Annotated in this window: 15 protein-coding genes; 6 read left to right on the top strand and 9 right to left on the bottom strand. The window is 63.5% G+C overall.

Annotated elements, in window-relative coordinates; genetic code table 11:
• The first annotated feature begins 1 nt into the window (after position 1).
• The 6 genes from LU493_RS06445 to siaD all read left to right on the top strand — a co-directional run bounded on the left by LU493_RS06445 (position 2) and on the right by siaD (position 6,372).
• Positions 2 to 1,120, top strand: coding sequence for a glycosyltransferase family 4 protein (locus tag LU493_RS06445; RefSeq protein ID WP_275286967.1), 1,119 nt, complete (start codon positions 2 to 4; stop codon positions 1,118 to 1,120).
• A complete protein-coding gene (locus tag LU493_RS06440) occupies positions 1,113 to 2,237 on the top strand; it encodes a lysylphosphatidylglycerol synthase transmembrane domain-containing protein (protein ID WP_275286966.1) in 1,125 nt (374 codons plus the stop codon). Before LU493_RS06445 ends, LU493_RS06440 begins: the two co-directional genes overlap by 8 nt.
• A gap of 336 nt (positions 2,238 to 2,573) precedes the next feature.
• On the top strand, positions 2,574 to 4,601 hold the full coding sequence (gene siaA, locus LU493_RS06435; protein WP_275286965.1) for a biofilm regulation protein phosphatase SiaA: 2,028 nt from the start codon (positions 2,574 to 2,576) through the stop codon (positions 4,599 to 4,601).
• Positions 4,602 to 4,641: 40 nt separating this feature from the next.
• On the top strand, positions 4,642 to 5,181 hold the full coding sequence (gene siaB / locus LU493_RS06430; protein ID WP_275286964.1) for a biofilm regulation protein kinase SiaB: 540 nt from the start codon (positions 4,642 to 4,644) through the stop codon (positions 5,179 to 5,181).
• A gap of 13 nt (positions 5,182 to 5,194) precedes the next feature.
• On the top strand, positions 5,195 to 5,584 hold the full coding sequence (gene siaC, locus LU493_RS06425) for a biofilm regulation phosphoprotein SiaC (RefSeq protein WP_275286963.1): 390 nt from the start codon (positions 5,195 to 5,197) through the stop codon (positions 5,582 to 5,584).
• Positions 5,581 to 6,372 carry a biofilm regulation diguanylate cyclase SiaD gene (gene siaD, locus LU493_RS06420; RefSeq protein ID WP_275286962.1) on the top strand — a complete coding sequence of 264 codons (792 nt, stop codon included), beginning with the start codon at positions 5,581 to 5,583 and terminating at the stop codon, positions 6,370 to 6,372. Before siaC ends, siaD begins: the two co-directional genes overlap by 4 nt.
• 69 nt (positions 6,373 to 6,441) lie before the next feature.
• On the opposite strand, the gene sucD is transcribed toward siaD, so the two are convergent.
• From sucD to sdhC, 9 genes are all read right to left on the bottom strand, one after another.
• Positions 6,442 to 7,314, bottom strand: a complete 873-nt coding sequence (gene sucD, locus LU493_RS06415; RefSeq protein WP_275286961.1) for a succinate--CoA ligase subunit alpha — start codon at positions 7,312 to 7,314, stop codon at positions 6,442 to 6,444.
• Positions 7,314 to 8,480: an ADP-forming succinate--CoA ligase subunit beta gene (gene sucC, locus LU493_RS06410; protein WP_275286960.1), complete on the bottom strand. Its 1,167-nt coding sequence runs from the start codon at positions 8,478 to 8,480 to the stop codon at positions 7,314 to 7,316. The genes sucD and sucC overlap by 1 nt, the downstream gene beginning before the upstream one ends.
• Positions 8,481 to 8,647: 167 nt before the next feature.
• Positions 8,648 to 10,087, bottom strand: a complete 1,440-nt coding sequence (gene lpdA / locus LU493_RS06405; protein WP_275286959.1) for a dihydrolipoyl dehydrogenase — start codon at positions 10,085 to 10,087, stop codon at positions 8,648 to 8,650.
• A gap of 48 nt (positions 10,088 to 10,135) precedes the next feature.
• Positions 10,136 to 11,713, bottom strand: a complete 1,578-nt coding sequence (odhB, locus tag LU493_RS06400; protein WP_275286958.1) for a 2-oxoglutarate dehydrogenase complex dihydrolipoyllysine-residue succinyltransferase — start codon at positions 11,711 to 11,713, stop codon at positions 10,136 to 10,138.
• 42 nt (positions 11,714 to 11,755) lie between these two features.
• Entirely contained in the window at positions 11,756 to 14,587 is a 2,832-nt protein-coding gene (locus LU493_RS06395) for a 2-oxoglutarate dehydrogenase E1 component (protein ID WP_275286957.1), read from the bottom strand.
• Between the two features lie 216 nt (positions 14,588 to 14,803).
• Positions 14,804 to 15,514: a succinate dehydrogenase iron-sulfur subunit gene (locus tag LU493_RS06390; protein WP_275286956.1), complete on the bottom strand. Its 711-nt coding sequence runs from the start codon at positions 15,512 to 15,514 to the stop codon at positions 14,804 to 14,806.
• Positions 15,515 to 15,526: 12 nt separating this feature from the next.
• Complete coding sequence (sdhA, locus tag LU493_RS06385; RefSeq protein WP_275286955.1) at positions 15,527 to 17,299, bottom strand: succinate dehydrogenase flavoprotein subunit; 1,773 nt, start codon at positions 17,297 to 17,299, stop codon at positions 15,527 to 15,529.
• 3 nt (positions 17,300 to 17,302) lie between these two features.
• A complete protein-coding gene (gene sdhD / locus LU493_RS06380) occupies positions 17,303 to 17,650 on the bottom strand; it encodes a succinate dehydrogenase, hydrophobic membrane anchor protein (RefSeq protein ID WP_275286954.1) in 348 nt (115 codons plus the stop codon).
• The gene (sdhC, locus tag LU493_RS06375) at positions 17,644 to 18,021 is read right to left on the bottom strand and encodes a succinate dehydrogenase, cytochrome b556 subunit (protein ID WP_275286953.1); all 378 of its coding nucleotides are present in this window, start codon (positions 18,019 to 18,021) and stop codon (positions 17,644 to 17,646) included. Before sdhC ends, sdhD begins: the two co-directional genes overlap by 7 nt.
• Between the last annotated feature and the right edge of the window lie 236 nt (positions 18,022 to 18,257).

Here is an 18,257-nt window from a genome sequence, read left to right as displayed (position 1 = left end):
CTTGCATCTCGTCGACGTCACCATGTTCCACGCTCCCGCCAGCGGCGGCGTGCGTACCTACCTGAGCGCCAAGCACCGCTGCCTTTCCCGCTACGATGACATTCGCACCAGCCTGCTGGTGCCCGGCGCCGAGCGCGATGCCCTCGGTGACCTGCGCACCCTTCCCGCCCCGCGCCTGCCCCTGGGTCAGGGCTATCGCTTTCCCTTGCGCCGCCGCCCCTGGCGAGAAGCACTGGAGGCCATGTCCCCCGACCTGATCGAGGCCGGCGACCCCTATGTCACCGCCTGGGCGGCCCTCGAGGCCGGTCAACGCCTGGGCGTGCCGGTGGTGGGCTTCTACCATTCCGACCTGCCACGCCTGATGGGAGATCGCTTCGGCGGCGCGGTGGAGCATCGGCTGAAAAGGTATGTGGTCGACCTCTACGGCCGCTTCGACGGTGTGATGGCCCCCTGCCGAGCCATGGCCGAACGCCTCGAGTCATGGGGCGTGGAGAAGGTACGCGTCCAGCCCCTCGGCGTGGATCTGGAGACCTTTCACCCGGACCGCGCCGACCCGGACCTGCGAGCCGGCCTGGGCCTGGCCGACCATACTCGCCTGCTGGCCTTCGCCGGCCGCAACTCCCGGGAAAAGAATGTCGATGTGCTGCTCCAGGTGATGCAGCGGCTCGGCTCTCCTTACCACCTGCTGCTGCTGGGGCCCGGCATGCCGACCCGGGTCCCCGACAATGTCACCGTGGTGCCCCGCTGCTGCGACAGCCGCGAGGTGGCTCGCGCCCTCGCCAGCGCCGACGCCATGATCCATGCGGGAACCCGGGAAACCTTCGGCCTGGTGGCACTGGAGGCCATGGCTTGTGGCCTGCCGGTGGTCGCCGCCCGAGCAGGCGCCTTGATCGAGAACGTCCCCCTGGGCGGCGGTGTTCTCTGCGAGCCGCTGGAAGCCGCGGACATGGCCCGGGCGGTCGAGGCGTTGTTCCTCAACGACGTCCAGGCCAGTGGCCGGCACGCGCGCCGTTACGTCGAACGTCGCTTCCGCTGGGAGAACGTCATCGATGGCCTGCTCGACCACTATGCCACCCTGACACCAGGCACCGCCGCCTCCGGTCTTGCGCGGCATGGCTGATCGACGGACCCGACGGGCCAGGGAACGCGGTGTGCTGGCACGCTGGGGCTGGCTAGGACTGGCCCTGTCCATGGCCCTGGTGGTGCCCTGGTTGATGGGCGGCGAGAACATCGTCGGCGCCCTGGCCGAGTTCCCGATCGACATGCTGGGCCTGATGCTGGTCATGGTCGTGACCTGCTGGAACCTCAACGCCCTGCGCCTGCGCCTGTTGCTGGACGGGCGCGCCGGCCGACTCGGTCAGGGCGAGGCACTGGCCATCGAACTGGCCGCCAAGTTCGCCCTCTGTGCCACCCCCGGCGGCAGCGGCGGTGCCGTCACCCTGCTGGCCCTGCTGGCGAGGCGCGGTTTCTCCCCGTCGCGGGGGTCGGCGATCTTCCTGGTCGACCAGGGCTGCGACATGCTGTTCTTCCTGGCGATGCTCGGCGTGCTGGCAAGCATCTCGCTGGGCGGCAACGTGGCCTGGCCTCACCAGGGCCTGCTCGCCATCGCCATGCTGAGCCTGGTCGGCCTGATGCTGCTGATCGGCCTGTCGATACTGCGACTGCCCCGGCTGCTGCGCCAGCGCCCGAACCGGTGGCTACGCCGCCTCTCTCCTCGTCGGCGTCGCTGGCTGGCCAGGCGGCTGCTCGGCTGTCGCCTGGCCCTGATCGCCACGCTCTGCCTGCCTCCCACCCGACTGGTGACCATCCTCGGCCTGTGCGCGGCGCACTGGCTGCTGCGCTACAGCCTGCTGTACCTGGCCGTGCTCGGCGTGGGCGGCCAGGCTGGATGGGCCTGGACCTTTCTGACCCAGATGCTGGCCATGGCGGCCAGCCAGGTCAGCATCCTGCCCGGCGGCGCCGGTGCCGCCGAGCTCGGTGTCGGCGCCCTGCTGATGCCATTGATGCCCGCGACCCAGGCCGCCGCCGCCGTGGTCGTATGGCGACTGGTCACCTACCACCTCTATCTGCTGGCCGGTGCACCGGCCTTCACACTCCTGATGGGTCGCTGGCTGAGACGCTCGTCAGGCGCCGACGACAAGACCTCGACATTCACTCCGACCTCCAGGCAACGCTCGCACCGCGTTCGACAGCCTGCCGCGAACGTGTCGCCCGGCAGTCCACGCCACCCGCGATGAGCCGCATGATCTCGCCAACCAGGACCAAGCCACCGTGCAGCCCCAGGCTGAGCGCATGACACGCCAGCGACTTGCGCATCATCAGGCGAAATCGTCGATCGGGTTGAACAGCGTTGCAAGCTAATAGACCATGGAAGAATAACCATGATTCTGATCGTTATATTCCAGCCATGGTGACATTCGACATCACTCCGTCGGCGTCATGGCACCCAGCCATCACGACATCCATTTCCAGGTACCGACTCGTCGTCGATACCGCCTTGTGGCATCGTGTAGGCCAGAACGAAAGTGGCGGGATCCACCGCCCGATGACAAAGCAGGGACGCTTTTCCTCCTATGACTCGACACTGGGGCCTTCGTGGCAAGTCCACTCTGACGCTTCTGCTGGCGTGTCTCGTCGCCCTCGTGCCCGCCTTGTTGATCGCCTGGCAGGCACTCGATGACGTACGACGCCACTTCGCCACCGGCTACGCCGAACAATATACCCTGCTGCACATGCAGCGGGTCCTCACCCCCGTTTCACGCGACCTGGCTCTGTCGCGGCGCCTGGCCGATTCGGCGGTGACCCGGGAATGGCTGGAAAACCCGGACGACCCTGCTCTGCGCGAGCGCTTCTTCGACGAGGCTCGTGGCTATCGTCGCCAGCTCAGCGGCAACGCCTATTTCATCGTCGATCACGCCCGCGGCGACTACTACTACAACGATGGTCAGCGAGCGTTCAGCACGGAACCTCGCTACCATCTGTCGCCGGATGACCCGGCCGATGCCTGGTACGACGCCGTCGCCAATGACACGGCTTCCTACAATATCAATGTCAGTCAGGATCAGAAGCTGGAACTGACCAAGGTATGGATCAACGTCAAGATCCGGCGCAACGGTGAACTGCTGGGACTAGCGGGCGGCGGCATCGACCTGGGCCACTTCCTCGATCGCTTCATTCGCGACAGTCCGGCGGGCCTGACCCCGATGATCGTCACCCCCCGGGGCGAGATCCAGGCCCATCCGGAACGGCAACGTGTGGCCATTGGCCGCCATGTGGCAAATCAGGACATGGGCCAGCGACGCATCCAGTCACTGCTCGATGACGAGGCGTCGCGGGCCCGACTCCAGTCCGCCCTGCAAGAAACTCGGCGACATCCCGGGGGCGTCGAGACACTCGAGGTCATGCTGGAGGGCGAACCCCGCCTGCTCGCCGTCGGCTATCTCCCGGCCGTCGACTGGCTGCTGGTCACCGCCCTGGACCTGCGTGCGGCGCCGTTGCTCGGCGACCACTGGCTGTGGCCGATGACGGCCACCCTGGCCTTGATCCTGGCGCTCTTGATGATCGCCTTTTCCTACGCCACCGAACGCCTCATCCTCGGCCCCCTGCGCCGACTGCAGCGTTCCGCCCGGGCGCTTGCCAACGGCGACTTCGATCATCGACTGCCTACCGAGCGCCACGATGAAATCGGCGAGTTGTCACGCGACTTCACCCACATGGCGCGTCGTATCGAGCGTCATACCCAGGATCTCGAAGACAGGGTCCAGCAGCGCACCCACGCCCTGGTCCAGGCCAACAACGAGATGACCGAAGCCAGGCGTCAGGTCGACGCCTCACTGGAATACGCCAGCATCATCCAGCGGGCCATTCTGCCCAGCCGCCAGCTTCAGGCGAGACTGCCCGACCGGCACGCCGTACTCTGGCGCCCCAGGGACAGAGTGGGAGGCGACATCTATGTCTTCCACGCCACTGATCGCGGCTATCTCATGGGCGTCATCGACTGCGCCGGTCATGGCGTTCCCGGCTCGCTGATGACCATGCTCGCGCGCGCGATCATCGACAATGCCATCCTGCGAGTGGGCCCCGATGATCCGGCTGCTCTGCTCAACGAAACGGACCAACAGAATCGCGCCACCCTGCACAAGGATACCCTGCCGAACTCCATCGCCACCAACATGGATGTCGGCCTGGTGTGGGTAGAGCCGGATCTCGATCGGCTGACCTTTGCCGGGGCCAAGATGTCGCTCTACGCCAGCGACGGCGATAGCATCACGAGCTATCCCGGCGGCAAGCGTGCCCTGGGACAGAAGCGCGCCATGACGTACCGGAACGAGGTATTGCCTCTGCGCCGTGATTCGACCTACACCTTGTGTTCCGACGGTTTCCTCGATCAGGCCGGCGGTGAACACGGCTTCGGTTTCGGCAACACGCGCTTTCGCGACATGCTGCAACGCCATGCCCGTTCTCCCCTGTCCGACCAGGTCACCGCCTACGAGGCAGAGCTGGAACACTACCGCGGCGAACTCCCTCAACGCGACGACATCACCATGCTATGTTTTCGTTTCCATGCCATATCACCGGCTCCCCCGAACAACGAGCGATGACCACTCGGCCGCATCCTGACCGAAACAGAGAGGAAGCGTCATGGATCTACTGAACCTGCGCGATAACTACCTGCAACAGCGCATCATGCTGTGCTTCAACGGCCCGATATCGCGCAGCCTTATCGAAGAAATCGGCAACGCCCTGCGCAACTACATGAACACGCAGGAAACGGCACCTTCCGCGGCCATGGATGTTTTCGCGGTCTACATAGAAATGACCCAGAACATCCGGCATTATGCGCGCCAGCAAGAGTACGATGATGAAGCGGCCACCGCCACGGTGGCTGTGGCACGTGACGACCAGGGCCACTATCTGGTCTCGGCCGGCAACCTGGTGGAAGTCGATGACGGCCGACGTCTCGTCGATACCGTGGAAGGCCTTTCCGGACTCGATGCCGCCGACTTGAAGAAGGCCTACAAGCAGCAGCTGCGCCGACCGCGTGACGAGGCCAGCCCCAGTGCCAGTGGCGCGGGTCTCGGTCTGCTCGACATGGCACGCAAGTCGACCCAGCCCCTGCAGGCCTCGCTCGAGCCACTGTCCTCGGGCCGCGCATTCTTCAGCCTGACAGCCACCATCTAATCGGTCTCGACCCATGCACCAAGATCTGAACATTTCCGGAAGCCAGTCCACCCCCACGATTCAGAGCGACTGGCAGGCTGGCCGACTCCATATGCGGGGAGACTCTTATCCGGAGAATTCCTACGAGTTGTTCAGCCAGGTCATCGACTGGACCGACGCCTTTCTGGCCCAGGCCCCGCACCCTCTGATGCTCGACCTCGAGCTCGTCTACCTGAATACCAGTTCGGTCAAGGCGATGATGGACATCTTCGACATGCTCGAAGACGCCCATCAGCAAGGCCGAGAGGTCGGCGTGATCTGGCGCTACGACACCCGCAACGAACGCATCGCCGAGCTGGCCGAGGAGTTTCGCGAGGACTGTACCTTCGACTTCACGATCACGCCCCAGCAGGCGCCGACATGAACACCTCCGAACGTCCCTTGCTGGAACACGTAGAAACCTTGCTGGCAGAATCGGCCAATCGCGACCATCCGTTGCATGATGCCCTCGAGCGGCTGTTTCACCATCACCTCGAGCAGCAGGATCGACTCGAGAGACTGATTTCCATCGCCGATGGTTTTCAGCAAAGCGCCCATGAAGATCTCAACTCGACCCGAGATCAGCTCGAGCGGCAACTGAAACGCCAGCGCAAGCTGTCGCGCATCGCCGATCGTTATCAATCGTTGCTGCGCGAACGCAATCTGGCCTTGAAGGCCGCCTCCACGGTCGACCCGCTGACAGGCCTCGCCAATCGGCGTCGCCTGAATGAACAGCTCGAGCAACTCACGGCAGCGAGCGCCCGTCATCGCCGCCCCTTCACCCTGGCGATGGTCGACATTGACCACTTCAAGCGTGTCAACGACCGTCACGGGCACGGTATCGGCGATCGCGCACTGGAGATCCTGGCCGGCACGCTGCGGGACAGCCTGCGAACCTCCGACCATTGCGGTCGCTGGGGCGGGGAGGAGTTTCTGCTGCTGCTTCCGGAGACACCGCTGGCCCAGGCGACATCGCTGATGGAGCGTCTCGGTGAGCGGCTGCGCGGACTGCAGATTCCCGTCGAAGCCAGGATCAAGATCACCCTGACCGCCAGCATCGGGGTAGCCGAACACCGCCCAGATGATGATGTCCAGGCGACCATACAGCGTGCCGACCAGGCCCTTCTGGCGGCCAAGCGTGAAGGACGCGATCGCTGGCGCGCCGCCGACTGATACCACACAACGAGAAAGGGCACCCCGAGAGGTGCCCTTTTCCTGCATCGTGAACGACGCCGACTCGACTTACCAGCCAGCGGCATCCTTCAGTGCATCACCGATCTCGGCCAGTGAACGCACGGTCTTCACACCCGCGGCTTCGAGGGCACCGAACTTCTCGTCGGCGGTCCCCTTGCCACCGGCGATGATGGCACCGGCGTGGCCCATGCGCTTGCCGGGAGGCGCCGTGACACCCGCGATGTAGGCGACCACCGGCTTGGAGACGTTCGCCTTGATGAAGGCCGCGGCCTCTTCTTCGGCGGTACCGCCGATCTCACCGATCATCACGATCGCTTCGGTCGCCGGGTCCTTCTCGAATTCGGCAAGGATATCGATGAAGTTGGAACCCGGAATCGGATCGCCGCCGATCCCCACGCAGGACGACTGGCCGAAACCATGGTCGGTGGTCTGCTTGACGGCCTCGTAGGTCAGGGTGCCGGAACGCGACACGATGCCGACCTTGCCTGCCTTGTGGATGTGGCCGGGCATGATGCCGATCTTGCACTCGTCCGGAGTGATCACGCCGGGGCAGTTAGGGCCAATCAGGCGAGCGCCCAGCTCGTCGCACTTCACCTTGACGTCGAGCATGTCCAGGGTGGGAATGCCCTCGGTGATGCAGACGATCAGCTTGATGCCGGCATTGGCGGCCTCGAGGATGGAATCCTTGCAGAACGGAGCCGGCACATAGATCACGCTGGCTTCCGCACCGGTCGCCTCGACGGCCTCGGCCACGGTGTTGAACACCGGCAGGCCGAGGTGCTCCTGACCACCCTTGCCCGGGGTCACGCCGCCGACCATCCGGGTACCATAGGCGATCGCCTGCTCGGAGTGGAAGGTCCCCTGGCCACCGGTGAAGCCCTGGCAGATGACCTTGGTGTTCTTGTCGATGAGGATGCTCATTACTTGCCCTCCGCTGCCTTGACGACCTGCTGAGCCGCATCGGTCAGGCTGGTAGCAGCGATGATGTTCAGACCGCTGGAGGCCAGTTTCTCGGCACCCAGCTCGGCGTTGTTACCTTCCAGACGCACCACGACCGGGACATTGACGCCCACTTGCTCGACGGCGCCGATGATACCCTCGGCGATCATGTCGCAGCGCACGATACCGCCGAAGATATTGACCAGCACGGCCTTCACGGAGGTGTCGGACAGGATGATCTTGAAGGCCTCGGCAACGCGTTCCTTGGTGGCGCCGCCACCGACGTCGAGGAAGTTGGCCGGCTGGCCGCCATGGAGCTTGATGATGTCCATGGTACCCATGGCCAGGCCTGCACCGTTGACCATGCAGCCGATGTTGCCTTCCAGGGCCACGTAGTTCAGGTCCCACTTGGCGGCGTCGGCCTCGCGCTCATCCTCCTGCGAGGGATCGCGCATGGCCTGAAGGTCCGGATGGCGATAGAGGGCATTGCCATCGAGGTTGACCTTGGCATCGAGGCAATGGAGGTTGCCTTCCTCGGTGATCACCAGCGGATTGATTTCCAGCAGCGCCAGATCCTTGTCGTGGAACAGCTTGGACAGTCCCAGGAAGATCTTGGTGAACTGCTTGACCTGGTCACCGGACAATCCCAGCTTGAACGCCAGCTCACGGGCCTGGTACGGCTGAGCGCCGACCAGCGGATCGATCTCGGCCTTGAGGATCTTCTCGGGCGTCTCCTCGGCGACCTTCTCGATTTCCACGCCGCCCTCGGTGGAAGCCATGAAGACCACGCGCTGCGTGCCACGATCAACCACGGCCCCCAGATAGAGCTCGTCGGCGATATCGGTGCAGTTCTCGACCAGGATCTTGGCGACCGGCTGGCCCTTCTCGTCGGTCTGGAAGGTTACCAGGCTCTTGCCCAGCCACTGCTCGGCGAAGGCCTTGGCGTCCTCGGGGCTCTCGACCAGCTTGACGCCGCCGGCCTTGCCGCGACCACCGGCGTGCACCTGGGCCTTGACGACCCACTTGTCGCCGCCGATCTTCTTGCAGGCTTCTGCCGCTTCCTCGGGGGTGTCAACGGCAAAGCCCTTGGACACCGGCAAGCCGTAATCGGCAAACAGCTGCTTGCTCTGATACTCGTGAAGGTTCATCGATTCATGCCATTGGTTGCATGTGACTCGAACGGTAACCTCGCCAGCACTCGCGTGGCGCGACGTTCAGGCTACCACCGCTCCCGTCCGGTACATCGCCGGAAGGGACGCGCCGCTCCAGGAAGGAATGAGAGATCTGCCCCCTTCCACAAGCGGCGCTTCTTGTCTTACTTGCGCTTCTTGCGATTGGCCATGTGGATGGCATGGCCGCCCACCGCCAGTGCTGCCTCGTGCACCGCCTCGGAGGTGCTCGGATGAGCGTAGCAGGTCAGCGCCAGATCCTCGGCACTGGAACCGAACTCCATGGCGATCACGCCCTGGGCGATCAGTTCACCGGCATGCTGCCCGAGGATATGCACGCCCAGCACACGGTCGGTCTCGGCGTCGGCAACGATCTTGACCTGACCGTCCGGCGCATTGTTGGCCAGGGCACGACCATTGGCGGAGAACGGGAAGGAGCCGGTTTCCACCTTGATGCCGGCGGCCTTGGCATCCTGTTCGGTCATGCCGACCCAGGCCACTTCCGGCGCCGTGTAGATCACGCTCGGAATGGCATCGTAGTTCATCTCCGCCTTATGGCCGGCAATGATGTCGGCCACCATGACGCCCTCTTCGGAGGCCTTGTGCGCAAGCATCAGGCCACGCACGCAGTCACCGATGGCATAGACACTCGGTACATTGGTACGGCACTGGTCGTCGACGCTGATGAAACCGCGCTCGTCCAGGTCGATGCCGACACCATCACCGATCACGCCCCTGGTGTAGGGACGACGACCAACACAGACGATCAGCTTGTCGAAGGTAATCTCCTGCTCGCCCTTGGCATCGGCATACTTGACCACGACCTCGTTGCCCTTGACCTCGGAGCCGGTGACACGGGCGCCGAGCTTGATGTCCAGCCCCTGTTTCTTGAACAGTTTCTGGGCATCCTTGGCAATGGTCTTGTCGACCATCGGCAGGAAGTCATCCATGGCCTCGAGGATGGTGACCTCACTGCCCAGGCGGCTCCACACACTGCCGAGCTCCAGGCCGATGACACCGGCACCGATCACGCCAAGACGCTTCGGCACTTCCTGGAATTCCAGCGCACCGGCGGAATCGACGATCAGGTCATCGGTCAACGGCGTCGGCGGGATCTCCACCGGCACGGAGCCGGCCGCGACGACGATATTGTCGGCCTCATAGGTCGTGGCCTTGCCATCGTGGTCGGTCACTTCCACCTGCTTGCCGCCAGTGACCTTGCCGGTACCATCGATGGCTGTCACGCCATTGGCCTTGAACAGTGCGCTGATGCCACCGACGTTCTTGGCGATCACCTGCTCCTTGAACTCGAGCATCTTGGCGATGTTCGGCGTGGGCGCCTCCATGTCGATGCCGATTTCCCCGAAGTGGTCACGCGCCTCGACGAACTTGTGAGACGACTCGAGCAGCGCCTTGGACGGGATGCACCCCACGTTCAGGCAAGTGCCGCCATGGACGGTCTTGCCTTCCTTGTTGACCCACTTCTCGACACAGGCGGTCTTCAGGCCCAGTTGGGCGGCCCGAATGGCGGCGACGTAGCCGCCTGGGCCCGCACCGATGACGATCACATCAAACTTGTCAGCCATGTCGGCTCCTATCGTTGCTCTTCGCTGAGAGGCTCGTTATCCCGCGGCTCAGATATCCAACAGCAGACGCGCCGGATCCTCGAGCAGTTCCTTGATGGTCACCAGGAATTGCACCGCGTCCTTGCCATCGATCATGCGGTGATCGTATGACAGCGCCAGGTACATCATGGGACGGACCTCGACCTTGCCGTTCACCGCCATGGGGCGTTCCTGGATCTTGTGCATGCCGAGGATCGCGGTCTGCGGCGGGTTGAGGATCGGTGTCGACAGCAGCGAGCCGAAGATACCGCCATTGGTGATGGTAAAGGTGCCGCCCTGCATCTCGTCGATGCCGAGCTTGCCATCCCGGGCCCGCTTGCCGAAGTCGACGATGCCCTTCTCGACGTCGGCTATCTTCATGCTGTCGGTGTCGCGCAGCACCGGCACCACCAGGCCACGGTCTGTGGAGACGGCCACGCCGATGTCCTGGTAGCCGTGATAGACGATGTCGGTACCGTCGATGGAAGCGTTGACGTCCGGGAAGCGCTTGAGCGCTTCGGAGGCCGCCTTGACGAAGAAGCCCATGAAGCCGAGCTTGGTGTCGTGGGCCTTGAGGAAGGTCTCCTTGTACTGGGCCCGCAGGTCCATCACCGCACCCATGTCCACCTCGTTGTAGGTGGTCAGCATGGCAGCGGTCTGCTGGGCCTCGACCAGGCGCTTGGCGATGGTCTTGCGCAGGCGGGTCATCGGTACGCGCTTCTCGACGCGCTCGCCCTCGACGGCCGGCGCCGCCGCTGCTGCCTGCTTGGCGCCACCACCGGAGGACTTGGCAGGCTTCTTGGCGGAACCATCCTTCACGGCCTTCTGCACGTCCTCCTTGAGAACACGCCCGCCCTTGCCGGTGCCTTCGATCCTGTTGACGTCCAGGTCGTGCTCGGCGACCAGCTTGCGCGCCGCCGGTGCGAGGATCTTGTCCCCGACCTTCTCGTCGCTCTCGCCATCGTCGGCGGACGCCGGGGCCTTGTCCTCGCCCGCACCCGATGCGGCATCGCCACCGGCTCCCTCGCCGAACAGTGCCAGCACGGCCTCGGATTCGACCTGGCTGCCCTCTTCGGCCTTGATCTCGATCAGGGCACCATCGGCGGGGGCAACGACCTCGAGCACCACCTTGTCGGTCTCGATCTCGGCCAGTACCTCGTCGCGCTTGACCGCTTCACCGACCTGCTTGTTCCAGCTGGCCACGGTGCCTTCCTGAATGGACTCGGGGAAGGTCGGGGCCTTCACTTCATGCTGGGCACCACCGGCGGCCGGCTGGGCGGCGGCCGAATCGCCACCGGCATCATCACCAGCTCCGGCGGCCGATTCGCCACCCTCGGACTTGCTCTCGCCCTGGGCATCACCGCTCGCCTGGCCTTCCCCGAGGCGGCCCAGCACCTGCTCGGACTCCACGGTATCACCTTCTTCCACCAGTACCTCGGTCAAGGTGCCGGCTTCGGGTGCCACGACCTCGAGCACCACCTTGTCGGTTTCGATCTCGACGATCAGTTCATCACGCTCGACGCTATCGCCCGGCTTCTTGTGCCAGGCGGCCACGCTGCCTTCGGCAACGGATTCCGGAAAGGTGGGTGCCTTGATCTCGGTAGCCATGTCGTTTCCCTTGTGTGTTCTCTCTCGTCCCGGTGGCTCGCCTCAGAGGTTGAAGGCGTCTTCCACCAACTGGCGCTGCTGTTCGGTATGCACGGACATATAGCCCGCTGCGGGGGCGGCGGAGGCCGGGCGACCGGCGAACTTGAGCCGCCCGCCCAGTCCAGCCTTCAGACGCTCGACAGCGATCCGCATGTGATGCTGGCTGGGATACCAGGCGCCCTGGTTCAGTGGTTCCTCCTGACACCACACCACATCGGCGACATTGGTGTAGTCCTTGATCGCCTCGAAGAGCTCCTCCTCGGGGAAGGGATAGAGCTGCTCGAGTCGCAGGATGGCCACGTCATCACGGGCATTTTCCTCGCGCCAGTTGGCCAGATCGTAGTAGACCTTGCCGGCACACAGGATGATGCGCTCCACCTTGTCGGCGTCACGCTTGCCCTGGTCGGACAGCACCATATGGAAGTGGCCATTGGCCAACTCATCGAGGTCGGATGTGGCTTCCTTGTGGCGCAGCAGGCTCTTGGGCGACATCACCACCAGCGGCTTGCGCAGCTTGCGGATCACCTGACGGCGCAGCAGATGGAAGATCTGCGCCGGTGTGGTCGGCACGCACACCTGCATGTTGTGCTCGGCACACAATTGCAGGAAACGCTCCAGACGCGCGGAGGAGTGCTCCGGCCCCTGCCCTTCGTATCCATGGGGCAGCAGCATGGTCAGGCCACAGAGCCGCTCCCACTTGGTCTCGCCGGACGAGATGAACTGGTCGACCACCACCTGAGCGCCGTTGAAGAAGTCACCGAACTGGGCTTCCCAGACCACCAGGTCATTGGGTGCCGTGGTGGAATAGCCGTACTCGAACGCCAGCACGGCTTCTTCCGAGAGGAAGGAGTCGTGGATGGTAAAGGCAGGCTGTCCCTCGGCAAGATGCTGCAACGGCACATAGGTGGTGCCATCGTTCTGGTTATGCACCACCGCATGGCGGTGGGAGAAGGTCCCGCGACCACTGTCCTGGCCGGTCAGGCGTACCGGGTGCCCCTCATCCAGCAGGGTGGCATAGGCCAGGGTTTCGGCGAAGCCCCAGTTGGTCGCCATGCCACCAGCCTGCATCTTGCGCCGATCATCGTAGATCTTGGCGACCTGGCGCTGGACGGCGACACCATCCGGGATGGTGCACATCTTCGCCGCCAACGCCTGCAGGCGCTTCAGGTCGACGCTGGTATCGGTGAAACCGGACCATTCATGACCAAGGTAAGGCTTCCAGTCGACGAACAAGGCGGTATTGGGCTGTTGCACCAGGGCATTGGCCACATGATTGCCGGCCACCAGGTCGTCCCGATAGGTATCGACCATGGACTTGATGTCATCTTCGGTGAGCAGTCCTTCACCCACCAGACGCTGGGCATACAGAGCCCGCGAGGAGCCGTGATCCTTGATCTTGCGATACATCATCGGCTGGGTGCCGGATGGCTCGTCGGCCTCGTTGTGACCGCGCCGGCGATAGCAGACCAGGTCGATGACCACGTCCTTCTTGAACTGCTGGCGATAGTCCAGGGCCACCTGGGTGGCATGCAGAACGGCGTCCGGGTCATCGCCGTTGACGTGGAAGATCGGCGACTGGACCATCTTGGCAATATCGGTGCAGTACTCGGTGGAGCGCGAATCTTCCGGGTGGGAGGTGGTGAACCCCACCTGGTTGTTGATCACGATGTGCACCGTGCCACCGGTACGGTAGGCGCGGGTCTGGGACATCTGGAACGTCTCCATGACCACGCCCTGGCCCGCGAAGGCCGCGTCACCGTGAACGTTGATCGGCAGTACCTTGCCGCCATCCACATCGTCTCGGCGATCCTGGCGGGCCCGTACCGAGCCCTCGACCACCGGCGCGACGATCTCCAGATGCGACGGGTTGAACGACAACGCCAGATGGACTTCGCCTCCCGGCGTCATGACGTTGGAACTGAAACCCTGGTGGTACTTGACGTCACCGGAGCCACGCTCGACCACTTTCTTGCCATCGAACTCGTCGATCAGCTCGGAGGGGTTCTTGCCGAGGATGTTGACCAGCACATTGAGGCGCCCACGGTGGGCCATGCCGATGACGACTTCCTTGGTGCCGTAGCCGCCACTACGCTGGATCAACTCGTCCATCATGGGGATGAAGGACTCCCCCCCTTCCAGACCGAACCGCTTCGTCCCCGGATACTTGGAGGCCAGATAGCTTTCCAGACCCTCGGCAGCGGTCAGACGCTCCAGTACATGCTTGCGCACCTCCTCGCTGAACCTGGGGGCGCTGCGCACTGACTCGAACCGCTGCTGCAGCCAGCGCTTCTCCTCGGTGTCGACGATATGCATGATCTCGCAGCCGATACTGCGGCAGTAGGTCTGCTGCAGCGCCTCGACAATCTCCTTCAGCGGCGCCTTGTCGGCTCCCAGGAAGAACGAACCGGTCTGGAATTCGGTGTCCAGGTCGGATTTGGAGAGCTGATGGAAGGAGAGGTCGAGATCGGGAACGGGCGTCGGGCTACGCAGGCCCAGAGGATCGATATCGGCCTTCTGGTGTCCGCGAACGCGGTAGGCGTTGATCAGCTGCAGGACCTTGACCTGCTTCTTGTTCTCGCCGCTGCCGGACGAGGCGGCCTGCGCGGTGCGCCGCTGCTGGCCTAGCTGATAGAACTGTTCGCGGGTAGGGGCAAGCGGAACGTCGTGGGTGGCGCTGCCGTCGGGTCTCGGCAGTGTATCGAAGTACTCTCGCCATTCGTCGGGAACGGCTTCGGGATCATCCAGATACTGCTCGTAGAGCGCTTCCACGTAGTGGACGTTGCTGCCACTGACGTGAGAGGAGCGCCACATCAACTCCATTATGCCTTGTTGCATCTCTCGGTCACCCTGCACTGATGGGGTGGTATCGGCGTCGCACGGCTCATCCGTGACGACATCGGTGGCGGCCACCGACGGTGGACCCGCCCTTGATTTCGATGGCCAAAAGCCGGTGCACAGGGCACCGGCTTTCGACGAATCACCGGGTCAGGGCTGCGGCGATACGCCGCAACTCAGGGCCGGTGAGTATGATAACAAGCCGCGGGCCTCGATTTAAGTGGCATTCGCCAGCAACATCTCGCGGATCTTGCCGATGGCACGTGTAGGATTGAGTCCCTTGGGACAAACCGCCACGCAATTCATGATACCCCGGCAGCGGAACACGCTGAACGGATCCTCGAGTTCGGCCAGGCGCTCGCGAGTGGCCTCGTCGCGGGAATCCGCCAGGAAGCGATAAGCTTGCAACAGGCCGGCCGGCCCGACGAACTTGTCCGGATTCCACCAGAACGACGGGCAGGAGGTCGAGCAGCAGGCACACAGGATGCACTCGTAGAGGCCGTCAAGCTTGTCGCGATCCTCCGGTGATTGCAGCCGCTCGATGGCCGGCGCCGGGTTGTCGTTCTGCAGGTACGGCTGGATGCGCTCGTACTGCTTGTAGAACAGCCCCATGTCGACCACCAGGTCGCGGATCACCGGCAGGCCAGGCAGCGGACGCAACGTCAGCTTGCCCTTCTTGACCACCTCGGACAACGGCGTGATGCAGGCCAGACCATTCTTGCCGTTCATGTTCATGCCGTCGGAGCCGCACACCCCTTCGCGGCAGCTACGGCGAAAGGCCAGGCCGTTGTCCTGCTCCTTCACCATGTGCAGGACGTCCAGGACCATGATGTCACGGCCCTGAGTGTCGATCTGGAACTCCTCCATGTACGGGGCGGAGTCCGTTTCCGGGTTGTAGCGGTACAGAGATACCTGAAGCGTGGACATCGTGACTCCCCCTTAGTAGGTGCGAACTTTCGGCTCGAACATGTCGACGGTCTTGGGCGCGAAATTGACCTCGCGCTGCCCCAGGCGCTTCTCCGCCGGGAAGTACATCGAATGCTTCAGCCAGTTGGCATCGTCGCGATCCGGATAATCGTAGCGAGAGTGCGCACCACGACTTTCCTTGCGCTCCAGGGCCGCGATGGCAGTGGCCTCGGCGACCTCCATCAGGTTATCCAGCTCCAGCGCCTCGACACGCGCCGTGTTGAAGGCATTGGACTTGTCCGGCAGATAGGCATTGGCGATCCGCTCGCGCAGCTCGGCCAGTTGCTGAACGCCCTTCTGCATGTTGTCTTCCTGACGGAAGACACCGAAATCGCTCTGCATGATCTCCTGCAGGGCACGCTTGAGCTCGGGCACGGTCTCCCCGCCTTCGGACTCGTTCCAGCGATTGATCCGACGCATGGCGGCCTCGATGTCATCATCGCTGGCCGCAAGATAGTCGATTCCTTCGTTGAGGGCACTCTCGATAAACATGCCGGCGGCACGCCCGAACACCACCAGATCGAGCAGCGAATTGCCGCCCAGGCGGTTGGCGCCATGCACGGAGACGCACGCCGCCTCGCCCACGGCGTACAGACCGTTGACGATCTGGTCGTTGCCATCGGCATCCTGAGCGATGGCCTGGCCGTGCACATTGGTGGCCACGCCCCCCATCATGTAGTGGCAGGTCGGCACCACCGGGATCGGCTCCTTGGCCGGATCCACGTGGGCGAAGGTCTTGGACAGCTCGACGATGCCCGGCAGGCGCTTGCCGAGCACCTCTTCGCCGAGATGGTCCAGCTTGAGGTAGACGTGATCGCCATTCTCGCCGCAACCACGTCCCTCGAGGATTTCCATGACCATGGAGCGCGCGACCACGTCGCGACCGGCCAGGTCCTTGGCATTCGGGGCGTAGCGCTCCATGAAGCGTTCGCCATCCTTGTTGACCAGATAGCCCCCCTCGCCGCGGCAGCCCTCGGTCACCAGCACGCCGGCACCATAGATACCGGTGGGGTGGAACTGCCACATTTCCATGTCCTGCATCGGGATGCCGGCACGCAGCGCCATGCCGATACCATCGCCGGTATTGATCAGGGCGTTGGTGGTGGACGAATAGATACGACCGGAACCGCCAGTGGCCAGGACGGTGGCCTTGGCCTTGACGTGCACGACTTCGCCGGTCTCGATGTCCATGGCGATGCAACCCACCACATCACCATTGGCGTTCTTGACCAAGTCGACGGCGTACCACTCGTTGAGGAAGGTGGTATTGTTCTTCAAGTTGTTCTGGTAAAGGGTATGCAGCAGCGCATGGCCGGTACGGTCGGCCGCCGCACAGGTCCGGGCCGCCTGCCCGCCCTTGCCGAAATCCTTGGACTGACCACCGAAGGGACGCTGGTAGATACGCCCGTTCTCGAAGCGCGAGAACGGCAGCCCCATGTGTTCGAGCTCGAAGACCGCCTTGGGGCCTTCGGAACACATGTACTCGGCCGCTTCCTGGTCGGTGATGTAATCACCTCCCTTGACGGTGTCGTACATGTGCCAGCGCCAGTCGTCCTCGGGGTCGGCCGAAGCAATGGCGCAGGTGATGCCGCCCTGGGCGGACACGGTGTGCGAACGGGTCGGGAAGACCTTGGACAGCACGGCGGTCTTCTTGCCGGACTTGGCCAGCTCGAGGGCGGCCCGCATGCCGGAACCGCCGCCACCGATGATGATGGCGTCGAATGTCAGACTACGCATGTTGGACATGGATCAGGCTCCCCACAGAACTTGGATGCCCCAGACCAGGAACACGAAGATGGCCAGGATGATGATGGACTGGGCGCCGACACGGATGCCGGTCGGCTTGATGTAGTCGGTGGTCACGGTCCACAGGCCGACCCAGGCATGAGCCGCCAGCGACACGAAGGCCAGCAGCGAGAAGATGCGCATCCAGGTCTGGGAGAACAGGCCACTCCAGGTGGCATAATCCAGCCCCGGAGAGAACAGCAGGTAGCCGACGATGAAGAGTGTGTAGAGGGCCAGCACAATGGCCGAGGCGCGCTGCACGAGCCAGTCGGAAAGCCCGCTGCGCCCGAGGTTCGTGATGTTGGTTACCATACCCAGACTCCCGCCAGAATGATCAGGACCGCACTCACCACCACGGTGATCTGCGCCTTCTTGACGCCACCCTCGAGGGTCACGCCGATGTTGATATCCATCAGCAGGTGCTTGATACCGGCCACGAAGTGGAAGGCCAGCGCAGACAACAGCCCCCAGGCGATCAGTTTCGCCAGGAAGTTGCCGGCCAGGGCATCCTGCACGGTCGCGAAGCCTTCAGCCGACGACAGAGACGCATCCAGCGCCCAGAAGCCGAAGATCAATCCAATGAAGAGAATGACGCCGGTAATGCGGTGCGCAATGGACGTCAAGGCGGGAAGGGGGAACTGTATCGTGGACAGGTCCAGGTTTACGGGTCGTTTGCTATTCACGGCTCTATACACACTCTCTTGGCCCGCCGCTGGGCGCTTGGGCATGCCCCGAAGCGGGCGGTGGTTTCGGGAAGGGGCAATCGTGACCGACGCGGTCACGATTGCCGTTTCCTGCCAGTCGCGGGACAAGATTATAGGGTCATGCCCCATTCGTGACAAATCGCCCCTCGTCCACAGGGCCATGTCGAGGGGCGTCAAACCGAAAAATTTCGCCTGTTTCGATATCTCTCGAACCC

This window comes from Halomonas elongata (genome assembly GCF_029081005.1).
In the GTDB taxonomy this organism is placed as follows: Bacteria; Pseudomonadota; Gammaproteobacteria; order Pseudomonadales; family Halomonadaceae; genus Halomonas; species Halomonas elongata_B.
The sequence above is the reverse complement of the archived record's forward strand: the minus strand, read 5'-3'. Positions and strand labels throughout refer to the sequence as shown.